Source organism: Eudoraea adriatica DSM 19308, from assembly GCF_000382125.1.
Classification (GTDB): domain Bacteria; phylum Bacteroidota; class Bacteroidia; order Flavobacteriales; family Flavobacteriaceae; genus Eudoraea; species Eudoraea adriatica.
This window is the reverse complement of record NZ_KB907549.1, coordinates 515732-531854: the sequence shown is the minus strand read 5'-3', so window position 1 is coordinate 531854 and position 16123 is coordinate 515732. Positions and strand designations below refer to the sequence as shown.

Annotated in this window: 15 protein-coding genes; 9 read left to right on the top strand and 6 right to left on the bottom strand. The window is 37.6% G+C overall.

The genetic code is table 11. From position 1 onward, the window contains the following. From G504_RS19795 to G504_RS0111930, 8 genes are all read left to right on the top strand, one after another. The coding region (locus tag G504_RS19795) for a hypothetical protein (RefSeq protein WP_019670423.1) at positions 1-855 on the top strand (855 nt) is incomplete at its 5' end. 25 nt (positions 856-880) lie between these two features. Beyond that, complete coding sequence (locus tag G504_RS0111960; protein WP_026348545.1) at positions 881-2893, top strand: T9SS type B sorting domain-containing protein; 2013 nt, start codon at positions 881-883, stop codon at positions 2891-2893. An 8-nt stretch (positions 2894-2901) separates the two neighbouring features. Continuing rightward, the gene (locus G504_RS0111955; RefSeq protein ID WP_019670421.1) at positions 2902-3870 is read left to right on the top strand and encodes a PorP/SprF family type IX secretion system membrane protein; all 969 of its coding nucleotides are present in this window, start codon (positions 2902-2904) and stop codon (positions 3868-3870) included. A gap of 86 nt (positions 3871-3956) precedes the next feature. Then, positions 3957-4499: an isopentenyl-diphosphate Delta-isomerase gene (gene idi, locus G504_RS0111950; protein ID WP_019670420.1), complete on the top strand. Its 543-nt coding sequence runs from the start codon at positions 3957-3959 to the stop codon at positions 4497-4499. Continuing rightward, complete coding sequence (locus G504_RS0111945; RefSeq protein ID WP_019670419.1) at positions 4496-4903, top strand: 6-pyruvoyl trahydropterin synthase family protein; 408 nt, start codon at positions 4496-4498, stop codon at positions 4901-4903. Before idi ends, G504_RS0111945 begins: the two co-directional genes overlap by 4 nt. A gap of 3 nt (positions 4904-4906) precedes the next feature. Further along, the gene (locus tag G504_RS0111940; protein ID WP_019670418.1) at positions 4907-5368 is read left to right on the top strand and encodes a peroxiredoxin; all 462 of its coding nucleotides are present in this window, start codon (positions 4907-4909) and stop codon (positions 5366-5368) included. Continuing rightward, positions 5365-6333: a type I phosphomannose isomerase catalytic subunit gene (locus tag G504_RS0111935; RefSeq protein WP_019670417.1), complete on the top strand. Its 969-nt coding sequence runs from the start codon at positions 5365-5367 to the stop codon at positions 6331-6333. Before G504_RS0111940 ends, G504_RS0111935 begins: the two co-directional genes overlap by 4 nt. 32 nt (positions 6334-6365) lie before the next feature. Beyond that, entirely contained in the window at positions 6366-6635 is a 270-nt protein-coding gene (locus tag G504_RS0111930) for a hypothetical protein (RefSeq protein ID WP_019670416.1), read from the top strand. 17 nt (positions 6636-6652) lie between these two features. Here the strand turns inward: G504_RS0111930 and G504_RS0111925 are convergent, their stop codons facing one another. The 4 genes from G504_RS0111925 to G504_RS0111910 form a co-directional block, all read right to left on the bottom strand. After that, complete coding sequence (locus tag G504_RS0111925; RefSeq protein ID WP_040444160.1) at positions 6653-7360, bottom strand: DUF4369 domain-containing protein; 708 nt, start codon at positions 7358-7360, stop codon at positions 6653-6655. 46 nt (positions 7361-7406) lie between these two features. Then, entirely contained in the window at positions 7407-8669 is a 1263-nt protein-coding gene (locus G504_RS0111920) for a DUF819 family protein (RefSeq protein ID WP_019670414.1), read from the bottom strand. Positions 8670-8742: 73 nt separating this feature from the next. Further along, positions 8743-10974: a DUF5916 domain-containing protein gene (locus tag G504_RS0111915; RefSeq protein ID WP_019670413.1), complete on the bottom strand. Its 2232-nt coding sequence runs from the start codon at positions 10972-10974 to the stop codon at positions 8743-8745. A 261-nt stretch (positions 10975-11235) separates the two neighbouring features. Then, entirely contained in the window at positions 11236-13485 is a 2250-nt protein-coding gene (locus G504_RS0111910) for a transglycosylase domain-containing protein (protein WP_240473044.1), read from the bottom strand. Positions 13486-13586: 101 nt separating this feature from the next. Between G504_RS0111910 and G504_RS0111905 the strand changes: the two genes are divergently transcribed. Beyond that, positions 13587-14360 (top strand): S1/P1 nuclease, encoded by a 774-nt coding sequence (locus G504_RS0111905; protein WP_019670411.1) that lies wholly within the window; start codon positions 13587-13589, stop codon positions 14358-14360. A gap of 205 nt (positions 14361-14565) precedes the next feature. On the opposite strand, the gene G504_RS0111900 is transcribed toward G504_RS0111905, so the two are convergent. Together G504_RS0111900 and G504_RS0111895 are read right to left on the bottom strand one after the other, a co-directional pair. Next, on the bottom strand, positions 14566-15141 hold the full coding sequence (locus tag G504_RS0111900; protein ID WP_019670410.1) for an alpha-ketoglutarate-dependent dioxygenase AlkB family protein: 576 nt from the start codon (positions 15139-15141) through the stop codon (positions 14566-14568). Positions 15142-15162: 21 nt separating this feature from the next. Further along, positions 15163-16035: an AraC family transcriptional regulator gene (locus G504_RS0111895; RefSeq protein WP_019670409.1), complete on the bottom strand. Its 873-nt coding sequence runs from the start codon at positions 16033-16035 to the stop codon at positions 15163-15165. Between the last annotated feature and the right edge of the window lie 88 nt (positions 16036-16123).

Genomic DNA, 16123 nt, shown 5'->3' with positions numbered 1-16123 from the left:
GGTAATATTCAGATAGAAAACGGAAATACATTGAATATCAATGTAGATGATGCGGATGCCAGTGTAACCAATGAGGTCAACACGACCTTTGCTGTAAACGGCACAGACCTGGAGATTACAGATAGCAATGGTACGCTATCGGTACCTTTAGCGTCACTTGGTACAGACGACCAAAACGCTTCGGAAGTTCCCTATACGCCATATCTTACAATAACCTCCACGGATGTTCAAGCTGCAATAAATGAGTTGAAAGATGAAGTTGATGCAAATTTAGATGGGTTTATAGTAGGCAATAGCACTTTTATAGATCTACAAAACGTAGGGTCAGCGACAACCCCGGACATTACAGCAGTCTTGTCCGCAACCGGAACTCCTGATGCCACTACGTTTTTAAGAGGAGATAATACTTGGGCTGTGCCACCCACGGGTACAGATGACCAAACTGCTACAGAAGTTAATCTAGTTACCGCAGTGGATACAAATGGAGATGCCACAAACGAAACCACCGTGGAGGAGGCTATTCAGGCGATCGCGCCCATCACCTCGAAAGCTGCCCGCGTCTTTTATCCACCTTCAATAGCAGTAGATGCTTCTGTAAATGGAACATTTAATGTTGATTTATATGCACAGTATATTGCTCAATTTGGTAGTCCAACTGTGGCAAGTGCCGGCGCACCTGCAGCAGTTCCTACCTATGCTGCAACAGATTTATATTATTATGTAACCTATGCGGATCCAACCGTATTTAATACGGGTACCATGAGTATCAATGCCAGCGGGGTATTATCCTATGAAATTATCGGGCAACCTGCAGATTACAATTCTTTAATCAACGTTGTGTTCGTTGTTAAATAAAAAAACCTAAAAGCTACTGATAAGTTTGAAGACTAACAACAGATATCATCTACTAGTCCTCAGTATTGTTTTTACAGTATTGGGGATTAGTGCATCCAATGCTCAGTTTTTACTTCAGGCACCCAATAGTGGTGACGAAAGTAATTTTAGATGGTATGAAGCATCAGATACTTCAACGGTTTTAAGTACTGATTTCTTCTATGAAACAAGCACTCCGGGGGTTTACTTTGCCACTTATGACGGTACGTTATGTGGTTCCAACGCTACAGGATATTTTATATTAACAGATTGCACAGCCCCCGATAATCAGGTTACCCTGGATATTACCGCAAACGTCACCGGTAGTGCTACAGTAAGCTGGAGCCCCGCTGTTGCCGGAAATCAATTACAGCCGGTTGTTACATCTACAACTTCGGTAGTTCGCTATGTAGCAACAATTAATAAAGCAGGTAATTCAATTGATCTTCCCGGTTTCACCGTAGTATGCTTGCAACAAGCGGCTACCCTGGTAGACGACCTTATTACTCTTGATGAAGACACTTCCACCGTAGTCCCTGTTTATGACAATGATACTGATCTGCCAACCATAGGAACTCTAACAACAACTAATCCTTCCAATGGAACTGTTACTATTAATGGCAATGGCACCCCTAATGATCCAACAGATGATATCGTAACATATATACCGGATCCTGATTACAACGGACCTGATTCTTTTGATTATACAGTTTGCAATACAACCGGAGATTGCAGTACAGCAACTGTTACAGTAGATGTAATGCCTGTTGTTGATGCATTGCCGGATTCTATAGCCACAATAGAAGATATAGCTGTAGATATAGATATTTTATTAAATGACAACGATATACCTACGATCGGAACACTCACAATTACAAGCCCGTCTAGTGGCACGGCCGTAATAAATAATAATGGAACCCCCGGAGATCCATCAGATGATATCATTACATATACACCTGATCCGGGATATGTTGGGACAGATTCATTTACCTATACCTTATGTGATAGCTTATCTAATTGCAGTACTACCACAGTTACCATACTTGTGAACCCAATTGGAGTAGATCTGGATACCGATAATGATGGAATAGTGGACAGTTTCGAAGATTTGAATTTGGATGGGGATAATGATCCTTCTACAAATCCAACGGATTCAGATGGAGATGGCATAGCAGATTATTTGGATATAGATAGTGATGATGATGGTATTCCTGATAATGTGGAAGCGCAAGCAACTGCCACATATACCGCACCAAGTGGTATAGATGCCAATAATAATGGTCTGGACGATGTATATGAGAATGGTGGGGGACTAGGGATTCTACCCGTGGATACAGATGGTGATGGTTTCCCGGACTATGTTGATACGGATAGTGATGATGATAATGTTCCGGATAATATTGAAGGTCATGATTTGGATAATAATGGTATTCCTGATGTTGTATTTATTGGATCTGATAAGGATAACGACGGCCTGGATGATGGATATGAAGGTTATACATCTATAGATGACGATGTAAACGATGAACTGGATGATCCATATGATATGTTGCCAAACACGGATGGTGATTCTGAATCTGACTATAGGGATACAGATGACGATGATGACCTTATACCTACTGCATCTGAAGACACCAATGGTGACGGAGATTTTTCTAACGATGATGTGGATGGAGATGGTATACCAGATTATTTAGAACCTAATGCCAGTGAAGAGGATATAGAGGTGTTCAATGTGGTGACCCCTAACGGAGATGGCATTCATGATGTTTTAAGCATCAGAGGGTTAGAGGATTTTCCTGATAATACAATTCGCATATACAATAGATGGGGTGTACAAGTATATGCTACCAATGCTTATAACACCCAGGGCAATGTATTTGACGGTACGTCTCAAGGCAGGGCAACCGTAGATGTGGATAACAAATTACCGGTAGGTACTTATTTCTATATCCTTGATTATATAAATGACGATGGTATACAGAAATCATTGTCCGGATATATATACATAAACAGATAGATAGACCAATGCTACAGTTACAACAAAAAGATTCTTTGCAGAGAAGTCTGAAAACGATATTTGGCCTTCTGGTTCTTCTGTTTGCCGGTCATCTTCATGCACAACAAGATGCGCAGTATACGCAATATATGTATAACACGGTGAGTGTTAATCCGGCATATGCAGGTTCCAGGGGTCATATGAGTATAGCAGGATTATATCGTTCTCAATGGGTAGGTTTGGATGGAGCACCTAAAACCCAAACTTTCAATTTGCATACTCCTTTAGGGTATAGAGGGGTTGGTCTTGGCGTGTCTGTAGTAAATGACCAAATAGGGCCTACGTCCGAAACTTTTTTTGATCTTGACTTTTCATACACTATTCAACTGGCCGAAGAATCTCGCTTAAGTTTTGGATTAAAGGCAAGCGCTAGTTTGTTGGATATCAGGTTTTCTGAATTAAACCAGGATGTGACAAACCCCGGGGGGCCGGATCCAACATTACAACAAGATATCACAAACAGGTTTTCACCCAATATAGGCGGTGGAGTTTATTATCATACAGAAAGGTTTTATGCGGGCATATCCGTTCCTAGAATTTTGGAAACTTCTCATTTTGATGAATCTTCGCTTTCCACAGCTAAGGAACAAATGAATTTTTATGTGATTACGGGTTATGTTTTTGACATGAATGCATTTTGGAAGTTCAAACCGGCTTTATTGGTTAAAGCAACACAAGGTGCGCCTTTGGGATTAGATCTATCGGCTAATTTTATGTATAATGATAAATTAATCATGGGCCTTGCGTACAGGTGGGATGCTGCTTTTAGCGGGCTGGTTGGTTTTCAGTTATCACCTTCCTTTCTGATTGGTGTGGCCTATGACAGGGAAATTACAGAATTGGGACAGGCTGCCTTTAACAATGGTTCCTTCGAAATAATTTTGAGATATGAATTTATAAAAGTAAAAGGAAACATGAAATCTCCTCGTTTCTTTTAGGATTATCTTAGCCATAGCCACCCTGCTTAATCAACTTTTTGATCCTCATAACCCGGAATTTTGTATAAAGGTGCTACTTTTACATAATGGGAAATAAAAAAGAGGAAAATGTTATTCTCGTAAATCAATTGGATGAAGAGATTGGTATAATGCCAAAAATGGAGGCGCATGAAAAAGCTTTGCTTCACAGAGCCTTTTCTGTTTTTATTATGAATAAAAAAGGGGAGACCATGTTGCAGCAAAGGGCCGAACATAAATACCATTCTCCTTTATTGTGGACAAACACCTGTTGCAGCCATCAACGTCAGGGCGAAACCAGTTTGGAGGCCGGAAAAAGAAGGCTTCAGGAAGAAATGGGTTTTAAAACCGAACTAAAGGAACTTTTCTGGTTTATTTACAAAGCCCCTTTTGATAATGGTTTAACAGAGCATGAACTGGATCACGTTATGATTGGATATTATGAAGACCCACCGGACATAAACAAAGATGAGGTGGCAGATTGGAAATGGATGACTCCCGAAAAAATCAAAAAAGATATTTCAGAGAATCCGGGGTTGTATACAGTGTGGTTCAAAATAATATTTGAAAAATTTTATGATCACCTAGTAAAGAATTACCAGATAGTATGAAAGTAAAAGTCAGTCGCAAGGCACATTTTAATGCTGCACACCGTTTATATCGGAAAGAATGGGATGACAATAAGAATAACCGGGTTTTCGGCAAATGCAATAACCCTAATTTTCATGGGCATAACTATGAACTGGTAGTTAGTGTGACAGGAGAGATTGATCCCGAGACCGGATTCGTTATAGATATGAAAATTCTGAAAGATTTGATCAGGTCTGAGGTAGAGGATGCCTTGGATCACAAAAATTTAAATCTTGAAGTTCCCGAATTCAAGACGTTAAATCCAACTGCAGAAAATATAGTTATCGTTATCTACAATAAATTACGGCCCCATATAGATTTAAACAAAGAACTAGAAGTTGTTCTATACGAAACACCTCGTAATTTTGTTACTTACAACGGATAAATCATGGGCCTGAATGTCGGGGAAGTCATACCGGAATTTACATTGCCCGATCAGGATGGCAATCTATTTAACAGTAACGAAATTGTAGGTAAGAAACCTCTGGTGATATTCTTTTATCCCAGGGATAACACCCCTGGGTGTACCATAGAAGTATGTTCGTTTAGAGATAGTTATGAGGAGTTCACTGAACTTGGAGCGGTAGTCATTGGGATTAGTTCTGATTCTGAAAATTCACATCGTAGATTTGCGTCAAAATATAAGTTGCCATTCAAACTTTTGGCCGACAGACAAAAGAAAGTACATAGTTTGTTTAAAGTAGAGAGCAAGTTGTTTAATTTACTGCCCGGCAGAGAAACCTATGTAGTGAACAAGGAAGGCCGCATACAAATGGTGTTTAATAGTATAAATGCTTCAAAGCATATGGAAAGAGCTTTAAACGCAGTGAAAAAATTGAATTCTAAATGAGTTTATATCCCTTAAAATTTTACCCTATACTAAAAGACCGACTTTGGGGAGGTACAAAACTTGGTACTGTTTTAGGAAAAGAATTGGAAAGTGACCAGGTTGGAGAAAGCTGGGAACTATCGGGCGTAGCCGGAGACGTATCGGTTGTTGCCAATGGTCCTTATAAAGGAACTTCCCTGACAGATTTAATTGACCAATTTCCTGAAGCTTTGCTTGGGAAAAGTGTTTTCGAGAGATTTGGTAAAGAGTTCCCAATTCTGATTAAATTCATTGATGCTCAAAAAGATCTTTCTATTCAGGTACATCCCAATGATGAACTTTCGAAAAAGCGTCATAATTCATTTGGCAAAACCGAAATGTGGTATGTAATGGATTCTGACAAGGACGCTGAATTGATCATTGGATTTAAAGAAAATATATCCAAGGAAACTTATTTGGAAAGCCTGAAAAATAATACATTAACGGAACTTTTGAATTTTGAAAACGTAAGTGAAGGCGACACCTATTTTATTAACGCAGGTAAAATACACGCCATAGGCGCAGGGGTATTAATAGCAGAAATACAGCAAACTTCTGACCAAACGTATAGGGTGTATGATTATAATAGAAAAGATACACAGGGAAATCTTAGGGAATTACACACAGAATTGGCTATAGACGCAATTGATTATAATAAACAAGACGATTTTAGGCTTAGCTATGAGCAAAAAATGAATGTTGCTAATCCAATGGTAGAATGCCCTTATTTTAAAACCAGCTATATCAACTTAAATAAAAATATTCGGGTTAACGTAGCTGACAGGGATTGCTTTACCATATACATGTGTATTGATGGAGATGTTTTAATAGAAAACGATTTTGGATCTGTCTCGATTAAAAAAGGGGAGACAGTTTTGGTACCTGCTAGTAGCAGCCATATTCTTTTGAATTCTGAACGAGCTAAACTTCTGGAAATTACTGTTTGAAAAAGTGTACTTTTACACAAAATTAGTGAGCAATGGCAAATATTAGAGAATTAAAAAAAGATATAAATTACGTATTGGGAGATATTATTGAAGCAGTTTATATTGTGGAGGCTGCCAATGACAAACAAGGTTCCAAAGAAGGGTCAGAGATTATTGATGGTGCGATTACTACTTTTGATGAATTAATTTCAAAAGTTAACAACAAAGACATTGATAACAGGAAGGAACACCTAAAAAACGTACGTAAAGAACTGGAAGAAAAGGCGAGAGCACTGGTAGATAAGCTTAATAAATTGCCTTAGTTATTTAAACTTTGTTTTTAGTTGTTTTTTTCCGTTTCAAGATATTCTTGCAGGGCCCTGCCGTATTTGCCTTCGGCTACTTCAGGGCTGAGTGAATTATTAATAGAATCAAGGTAAATTATATTGGCATCCGGCACCTCTTTTAATGCTATATAAGGGGCAATATGAGATTCTTTATTATTAAGCGCAAAATTAAGGGCAAAGAGATATCCCCTTCGAATATTCCTGTCACTTGCTTTTTGTATGGAGTCCTGGGTTAGCGAATCTGTAGGAGTTTCAGGATCGTAGACGGCTCTCATTATTTCGAGATTCGTAGTATTAAAACGAGACATCACTTTTCTATATTCCTCAAGTTTCTTATGGGTTTCAGAGCCTTCAATTCTGGCCTTGGTATCGAAGGTGTTCCAATTGGTGTTAATTGTAATTATTCCCGGTTCTCCAAAAAAGGTAATCCTGTCATTTATATCATTATTGTCCTTTTTATCAAGATACAAATAGAAAATCTCCGGACTCTCGAGTTCCGTTTTAAACATGAAGTTGCCATCACCATCAACCTTCAAAGAATCTATTACAACCAAAGATGTATCCGGGATATGCTGCAGATAAAGTGTACCTTTTTTTAATCCTTTTACCTTGCCGGTTACTGTCATGGTATTTTCAGTATCCTTATATCCGCATGAAACTAATGCGGCACAGCTGAGTATAGTAAATATTAGTTTCCTCATGGAATTTTTAAATCTGCGGCAAATATCAATAAAGTTTATTGGAAATTTAAACTTTTGAAGCAATTTCCATAAGCAAAGCACAAATATAGGCACCTGCAGTGCCCACAACATAACCCAGAACAGCCAACAAGATACCTACAGAGGTAAGCGAAGGATGAAACTCCGCCGCCACAATTGGTGCCGACGCCGCTCCACCTACATTTGCCTGACTTCCTACAGCAAGGAAAAAATAGGGTGCTTTAATAATTTTTGCCACAAGAATCAACAAAGCTGCATGTATGGAAATCCAAATTAGCCCTACTGCTATTAAACCGGGTTTGTCTAAAAAGCTTCCCAAATCCATTTTCATTCCTATAGTCGCAACAAGGATATAAATAAATAATCCACCAATCTTACTTGCCCCCGCACCTTCATAATTTTTAGCTTTTGTGAAGGATAGGATTATACCTACCGCTGTAGCAAAAACAACCATCCACAAAAATTTTGAACCCAATGAAGAAAGGGCTTTTTGCTTATTTCGGATGACCTCAAAATTTTCCTGCAGGAATTCTGAAAAATGGAACCCACCAAAATGAGCAATACCCACTGCTGTAAATGCCAGACTCAACATTATTATATAGTCGTGAAGGGTTGTTACCCTGGTAATTTTCGCAGTATATTCTGAAACTTTTGTTTTAAGAGTTTCAATAGAAGAAGTATCTGATTTTAACCACGCATCAATTCTTGCAGACTTGCCTATACCAAGAAGAATTATAGCCATCCAAATGTTTGCAACCACAATATCTACCAATACCATATCCCCAAATTTCTTAGGGTTATAAGAAAATACTTCCAGCATAGCAGCCTGGTTTGCCCCACCGCCAATCCAGCTTCCGGCAATTGTAGCTAAACCTCTCCATACCGCATCAAAATCATTCCCGCCAACCGTTTCAGGGGAAAATATGGAGACAATTAAGATAGCTATAGGACCACCAATAATAATTCCAGCAGTTCCTGTTAAGAACATAATGAGGGCTTTGGAACCAAGGTTCATTATTGCCTTAAGATCTATACTTAATGTCATGAGTACTAATGCTGCCGGAAGCAGGTATCTGCTTGCTATATAGTAAAGTTTTGAATTTTCCTCAGAGATTAGTCCTATACTAGTTAAAATTGCCGGTAACATGTAGCACATTAAGAGGGTTGGGATAACCCTGTAGAACTTTTTCCAAAATCCGGTTTTAATTGAAGAAGTATAAAATACAAATCCCAGACAGAGACATAATAAACCAAAAATTACAGTGTCATCAGTGATTGGTAAATGATTCATGGAAGATTATTTATTTGTGATAAGCACTCAAATATAATGAAATTACATGGGGCTGCTCACTATAAAAACGAACCTAAATATTTAACCAATATGTAATTTTTAGATTAATAGATCTGGTCTTTGGTGCAAAACCATCTACAAAATAATTATCATTATACACCAGAAATAGATCCGAAAGAGGCGCAAAGCGCCATTGCAATCTGGAATTAATACCAAAATTGTCTCTCTGATTACTGTATTGAATAAGAGTTGACCAGAAAATTGATTTACTGAAGGTAACTTCAATTTTAGGGCTTATCAACCAAATGTCTGCACTGGGGTAGGGGTCTGGCAGTGCAATTTTATCATACCTCATTAGCATGGAAAGGAATACCTTGGGTTGAAAACGGAAAGTCATTCCTCCTTGAACAGAAAATTTGTCCCCATTAAAAAAACGACCAATAGATGGTTCTACGGAATAAGAGAAGATTTTCCTTCGATCTGAGTTATACTCCGCTTTAACACTATTATAATGATAACCTTGATTCCCGGGAAGAGGAATCCCATCATCTGACCCAGTTGGGTCAAAATCATCAATTAGGAATGTATACTTATTTGAGAATTCTATATTGAACCTTGACTGATCCTTAAACCTTGCTTCCCATTGGCCCCTGAATTCGTTATCAGTATTCATAAAATCCATACTTGGACTCCAAATAAAAACGGGAAAGAACTGGAAAGAGTGATTTTGGATAAAACTATTACTTGGCCAGAATACGCGTTCAATTTGTACAAAGTTTTTTAATATATCTGTACGTCGCACAAAACCCAGGTCTGATCTGAAATCTTCACCTACATAAACCAGTTTGCCTGAAATATTATAGTTTCTTGAGTTGTATTCCAGGCGTGCACCTGAAGCAATATCTTTTCCGTTGCTCTCTGGTTGAAATGACTTTTGAAAAAAATATTTCCCATTCCATACATTATCCCTTGAAATTAAATTATATTCCACGCCCAGGACCCTGTTGTATTTATCCTCAGGTAAAACAAAATCGTAATCCTTAATTGTTTGCCTGTTAATGAAGAATAAACCAATATTAGACCTGGAAAAAACTTTCTGCTGCAATGCCAGCATCATATTGTTATTAGATGGGATTTCATTCTCTTCATCTGATGCAGTTTGAAGATTAAGAAAGCCCAGACGCAGGTCTTTGTTTAATTTTCCACTTAATCGAATACCACCTATAATCCTATTTTCAATAGTATTATCTGCAGTATCCTTTGCAATTCCTATCCTTCTTGAAAAGAAGGGATTTGCATCCCTTTGATCCCCAAAACTTCCGAAGAGATCGTTATTATCAATAAAAAACTGCCTTTTTTCTGGAAGAGAAATTTCAAAACGTGTAAGATTAGTAACCTGGTCATCTACTTCAACCTGAGAAAAATCGGGGTTTACGGTTATATCCAGGTTCATGCTATTGCCTATGGCAACCTTTGCATCGCCACCAACAGAAAGCTTATTAGTCGTATTATCTTCCTCAAAATCCTTGAGTGCACTTCCATTTATATAGGGAATAAGAGCTAAGGGTGTTTTGGACTTGCCAAGAGGCTTTTCAAAAATCATTTCCCCCATAAATGCCAATCCCCATACATTCTGGTTTTGGGGAATATTAACCCATGTACTTGTTTCGTTGGATTGCTTGTCAAACCGGTAACTATTGAACCTCCATTTAGTTTCCCCTTCTTTAAACTTAAATGATGTAAGGGGTATAACCATTTCAGAAGTGTACCAGGTGTCATAGATCTTTGAATCCCCTTTCCACTTTACATCCCAGGTTGTAGAGAAACTCCTGAAGTCCTGACCACCTCCCGATACCAAACCTTCTCTGCGAACTCCATATGGATTAATGCCAAATAAAAAGGCATTATTGCTATCGCTGAATGTATCAAAAATCAAACTAATGTTATCGCTGTTTCCCGCACGATAATCTCTTTTTAAGGATTGAATAGAATAATCTTTCCCCAAAGCATAAACTATAATTCCGATATAAAGGTTTTTATCGTCATAAAGCATTTTAATTTCAGTCTGCTGTTTGGCCTGCACAGAATCTAAAGGAAAATATTGCCAAAAATTTTCAGCGCTGTTTGCCGTTTCCCAGATGGGTTCATCTAAAATTCCATCAGGAATGATAACATTGTCAATTTTCTTTACAACAAAAGACCTGGTTTTATCCTGACCGTAATAAATAGAGGATTTAATACCACTTTGCCCGTATAATGCTATCGAAAAAAGAAATAAGGCTAAATATGTAAGGTTTTTTAACATTAAATATTTATTAGATATAAAGAGTGCAGACAATTTTGAACATCCTAATTATAAGTAAATATGGTACAAAGATCTGCCTTTTTATTTAGAGGTCATTAGCTTTTCTGCGAACGACCTGGGTTTTATTGCAAACGGCATATTTTTAAGTATTTTCATTTGAAGATATTGTTTGATTGACCACCATTATAAGAAATCAAAAAATATTTTTATGAGATTAATGTCTTAAAATATTACCAAAATTTCAGTGTTTATAACTATCTGCTAATTTTTTTCTTTGAAATTTTTAGTTTTCTTCTTATTTGGATTTTTAAAGAGTCTTTTAAAGAAACCGTCGCGTTTTACTGGTTCGCAATCCAGCATGGACAGGACTGCCACCTCTGGTTTCATAAACCTGGCCCGGGTAATTTCGTTGTAAGTTGTCTCCCGGTTTAATTTTTGCATCCAAAGGGCAAAAATGGGCAATGCAGCACTGGCTCCCTGGCCAAGTGAAGTGTTCTTAAATCCAATCTCATGATTGTCCAGGCCAACCCATGTTACATGAATAATTTTAGGGGTAATAGCAACAAACCAGGCATCTTTATTGTTCTGTGTTGTTCCGGTCTTTCCCGCAATATCATTTTCTAATCCGTAAACAGTGCGTATCCGGGCACCTGTACCCTCATTAATTGTTGCCTTTAAAAACTCCAACATTATTTGCCCGTTTTCTTCAGAGAAGGACGGCACGGAAGAAATTGTTGGGGTAAAAGTTTCAAGTATGGAATCTTTGGAATTGGTAATACCATTTATTAAAAAAGGTTTAACGGCTCTGCCTTTATTCACATAACTGGCATAGGCTCCGGCCATTTCTTCTATACCTATTTCAGCTGCACCCAGTGCCAATGATGGTAAATTCGGTAAATTTTCAGTAATCCCCATTTTTTCAGCCTGTTCGATGGCATTTTCTATTCCTGTTTTTTCCAAAACCTTGACTGCTACGGTATTTACTGAATTACTTAAAGCCTGCTTCATGGAATAATTCATAAAAACCTCATCTTTATTGCCAGAATTTGATGGAGACCAACCTTCCAGGTTGTTATACTCCACTTCTTCTGCGGAAAAATAAGTGCAGGGGGCAATTCCATTTTCCAGTGCGGCTGTATATACAATAGGTTTAAATGTAGACCCAACCTGTCTTCTGCTTTGTGAGATATGATCGTATTTAAAAACTTTATAATCCACACCACCTATCCAGGTCTTAGTGGCCCCGGTGCCCGGATCTATGGAGATGGAGCCCGTATTGAGAAATTTCATATAATGTATGATGCTGTCTACCGAACTCATTTTCATTTCCTTTTCCCCATCCCACGAAGTAAGGGTCATTGCTTTCTTCTGTTTTAATGTATCAAGGGCTTGCTGTTCACTAAATCCCTGCTTGATAAGGTTTTTGTAGGCAGTTGATTTTTTTACTACTTTAAGAATTAATCCCTTGTTTGTAAGCCAGGGGGCTGAGTTTCCATAACTCTTTTCAAAACTTTTTTGAAGAGCTTCCATATGTGTTTTCATGGCCTCTTCCGCTAAAACCTGCATTTTATAATCAAGGGTTGTGTATATTTTGAGTCCTGAAGTATAAATATTATAAGAATTTCCAAGATCATTTTGTTTTTTGCACCAGCTTACAACACGTTTACGAACTTCTTCCCTGAAATAGGGTGCTAAACCACTGTTATGATCATATTCGGTATAATTCAGGGCTAACGGCAGCGCCGAAATACTGTCTTTTTCAACTTTTTTTAAGAATCCATTTTCTGCCAGTGAATTCAAGACCAGATTTCTTCTTTGTAAACTTCTTTTAGGAAAAACCCTCGGATTATATGTGTAGGTAGCTTTGAGCATTCCAACGAGAACAGCTGCTTCCTGGATATGGAGTTTATCAGCTCCTTTGCCATAGAATTTTATGGAAGCACTTTCAATACCAAAAGTATTGTCACCAAAGGAAACTGTGTTCAGGTATTGTTCCAAAATCTCTTCTTTGCTATAAATCTTTTCAAGTCTTGAAGCAATTATCATTTCTTTAATTTTATCAACAGCCAGGTAAAAATTTCCATTTCTGGTTCTTGGATAAAGATTTTTTGCCAGTTGCTGGCTTAAAGTACTGCCTCCTCCTGAGGCTTTATTTTGCATCAAAATTGTTTTAAAAGCAACACGGAACAAACTTTTATAATCTACACCGGAATGATCATAAAACCGCTCATCCTCCACTGCTATCAAGGCATTTATTAAGTGCTCTGGAATATTTTTGTACAGTATGGGCTGCCTGTCATTAAGGTAATATTTTCCAATAAGAACACTATCTGCCGTGTAAACCTCTGAAGCTTTTGGATGTTTAATTTCTGCCAATGATTTCTTGCCCGGAAGGTCTCCCCAGGCACCTAAATAAACGCTCAGTATAAAGACTGCTGCCATACCAGTTACGAAGGTGGCCAGTCCAAGTACATACCGTAAAAGGGGAGGGTTTATTCGTTTAAAAATCACATGTATGAATTTATTTGTGCAAGATGACATTAATTAATTAAAATAAACCCTCCCTTAACAATACATTAATGCCTATTCTTTAATTTTGAAAAAAATTAGCTATGAGGGGAATAATTATATTACTTTTTTTGAGCGCTCAAATGGTGATGGGTAATTCTGATTTCTGGTCAAAAACCGGGCACAGAGTTATTGGCGAGGTGGCACAGGGCCATTTGAACAGAAAAACCCAAAGGGCGGTTTCAAAATTACTATACGGAAAGAGTCTGGCAGCAGTTTCCAATTATGCAGACGCAATTAAGTCGGATAGAGCTTTTAAAAATTTCTCAGCCTGGCACTATGTAAATATACCGTCCGACAAAAAATATAATGAAGTAAAACCAAGTCCTAACGGTGATTTGGTAACCGGAATTGAAAAATGTATTGAAATATTAAAGGATAAAAACAGTACTGAAGCAGACAGGGTTTTTTATTTAAAAATGCTGGTTCATTTGATAGGAGATTTACACCAACCTATGCATGCCGGGCGAAAAGAGGATAAAGGTGGAAACGACATTCAGCTGCAGTGGTTTGGAAAAGGCACCAATTTACACAGGGTTTGGGACTCCAATATGATTAATGATTATGGAATGAGTTATAGCGAGCTTTCAAGAGAATTTCCACTTCTTGGTAAAGAACAGACAAAGGAAATTCAAAAAGGGACAATTCTGGACTGGGTAGCCGAATCGCAGGAATTGGCAAACGAAATATATGACTCTGTTGAGAAAGGTCAAAAGTTAGGGTACTCATACAGCTATAAACATTGGAACATTGTAGAGGAACAATTGCAAAAAGGCGGATTGCGTTTAGCCAGAGTGCTAAATGATATTTTTAGCTAAACTCCTAAAACCAAATTAATTAGAGGTGTTTTTTATCTAATATCCAGGAGTTTTGGCGATGCTTTATGTCTTTTTATTCTTTTTTAAAGTTAATGGTTTAGGATTGTGTATGAGGAAATTGGCATCGTATACCAAGATGTTAAAGATAGTATGCAACTTTAAAACTACTGGTATAAAAAAATCGACTTTTTAAAGTCGATTTTTTTTATGAAATAACCCTGAAAGTGAGGTTAATTCTTTCGCCAATGGGCCTGGTCGTTTTTGGTATTTGATGCTGCCAGTAATGTTGGGTTTGTCCGCTCATAAGGAGCAGACTTCCATGTTCGAGAAGAATCTTATGTTTTAAATCCTTTAACTTCTTGTGTCTTAAATGAAAATACCGCTCCTGTCCTAACGAAACTGATGCAATCACCGGATTCTTCCCCAGTTCCTTTTCATCATCTGAATGCCAGCCATTACTGTCCTTACCATCTCTGTAAAGATTTAAAAGACAGCTTGTAAATTCAACATTAGTAAGGCTCGTTATTCTTTTCCTGATATCGGATAGTATCTCGCTGAATGGCAGAGGTTTCATTACAATACCGGAATAGGTATAGGATCGATCGTTATTTCCGTATAGCGCTGTTAACCTGGGCTGAGGATATAACTTACCATATACTCTTATTTCATCCTGGCGCCAGGGAACTGAAGATTTAAGTTTTTCAAAACAGGCCGTGGCTTCCTCATTCTCCATGAAATTGGAGAAATAAGTAATGTCACTATCCGGAAGTTTCCTTTTCAACTATTTTTAAAAGTTTTTCTATTATTGGAGCACCTTTTTTAACCTGTTGCGAAATTCCGATGGATTTTGACCTGTAAATGCTTTAAATGATTTGTTGAAATGCGAAAAATTGTTAAATCCGCTTTCAAAACATACATCTGTAATACTCATAGGTTGCTCAGCAAGTAATTTTGACGCGTGCACCAGGCGATATTCATTAACAAATTGAATAAAGGTTTTGTTGGTAATTTTTTTGAAGTATCTGCAAAAAGACGGAACCGTCATTCCCGCCTTATCTGCAATTTCAGCCAAGGTTACCTCTTCCTTGAAATTATTTCTAACATGATTGAAAACTATATTTATGCGATCGTTATCCCCAATATCTGTCTTAAACGAAAACCCCTCTGCATTTAATACTTTATAATCATGAGAATTTCCCAACTCATTCAATACTGATAAAATGGACAATAACTGTTCAAAATCTGACTCATTTTCAAGATTTTCCAGTTTTTCACCAACAATATTTTTGGTTTCGCCATAAAAGGCAACGCCGCCTCTTGCTATTTCAAATAAAGTCCGGGTTTGCTTCATCTCCGGAATATCAAAAAAGGAATTACCCAAAAAGTCTTCCTTCATTTGTATTACAATTTCACTTTTATTACCCGTAAACTTATCCGTAAACCCACAATGGGGTAAATTACTTCCAATTAAGATTAAGTCGCCTTCCGTATAACAAGAAACATGACTTCCAATTTGTCGTTTACCCGCTCCTCCGTTAACATATACCAGTTCAATCTCAGGATGATAGTGCCAAAGATTGTCTTTGTTATGTTTGTTAGAATCAAATTTTTGATAGGTAAATGAATGCCCGAAATTCGGGGCAATAGCTTCAAAAGCTGGTTTAAACTTTTTCATATTCTTTGATGATTGATAATGTAAAATTAATCAACCCTCTATTTGGGGATTGTAGCAAAATTACCTAAAATATGTGGAATATTAACCT

Excerpts from the sequence above, each read along its gene's own strand:
- G504_RS0111925 (WP_040444160.1), bottom strand. The coding sequence starts at position 7,360 with ATGAGGAAACTAATATTTACTATACTCAGCTGTGCCGCATTAGTTTCA.
- G504_RS0111915 (WP_019670413.1), bottom strand. The coding sequence starts at position 10,974 with ATGTTAAAAAACCTTACATATTTAGCCTTATTTCTTTTTTCGATAGCA.
- G504_RS0111940 (WP_019670418.1), top strand. The coding sequence starts at position 4,907 with ATGGGCCTGAATGTCGGGGAAGTCATACCGGAATTTACATTGCCCGAT.
- G504_RS0111955 (WP_019670421.1), top strand. The coding sequence starts at position 2,902 with ATGCTACAGTTACAACAAAAAGATTCTTTGCAGAGAAGTCTGAAAACG.
- G504_RS0111935 (WP_019670417.1), top strand. The coding sequence starts at position 5,365 with ATGAGTTTATATCCCTTAAAATTTTACCCTATACTAAAAGACCGACTT.
- G504_RS0111905 (WP_019670411.1), top strand. The coding sequence starts at position 13,587 with ATGAGGGGAATAATTATATTACTTTTTTTGAGCGCTCAAATGGTGATG.
- G504_RS0111945 (WP_019670419.1), top strand. The coding sequence starts at position 4,496 with ATGAAAGTAAAAGTCAGTCGCAAGGCACATTTTAATGCTGCACACCGT.
- idi (WP_019670420.1), top strand. The coding sequence starts at position 3,957 with ATGGGAAATAAAAAAGAGGAAAATGTTATTCTCGTAAATCAATTGGAT.
- G504_RS0111895 (WP_019670409.1), bottom strand. The coding sequence starts at position 16,035 with ATGAAAAAGTTTAAACCAGCTTTTGAAGCTATTGCCCCGAATTTCGGG.
- G504_RS0111930 (WP_019670416.1), top strand. The coding sequence starts at position 6,366 with ATGGCAAATATTAGAGAATTAAAAAAAGATATAAATTACGTATTGGGA.
- G504_RS0111920 (WP_019670414.1), bottom strand. The coding sequence starts at position 8,669 with ATGAATCATTTACCAATCACTGATGACACTGTAATTTTTGGTTTATTA.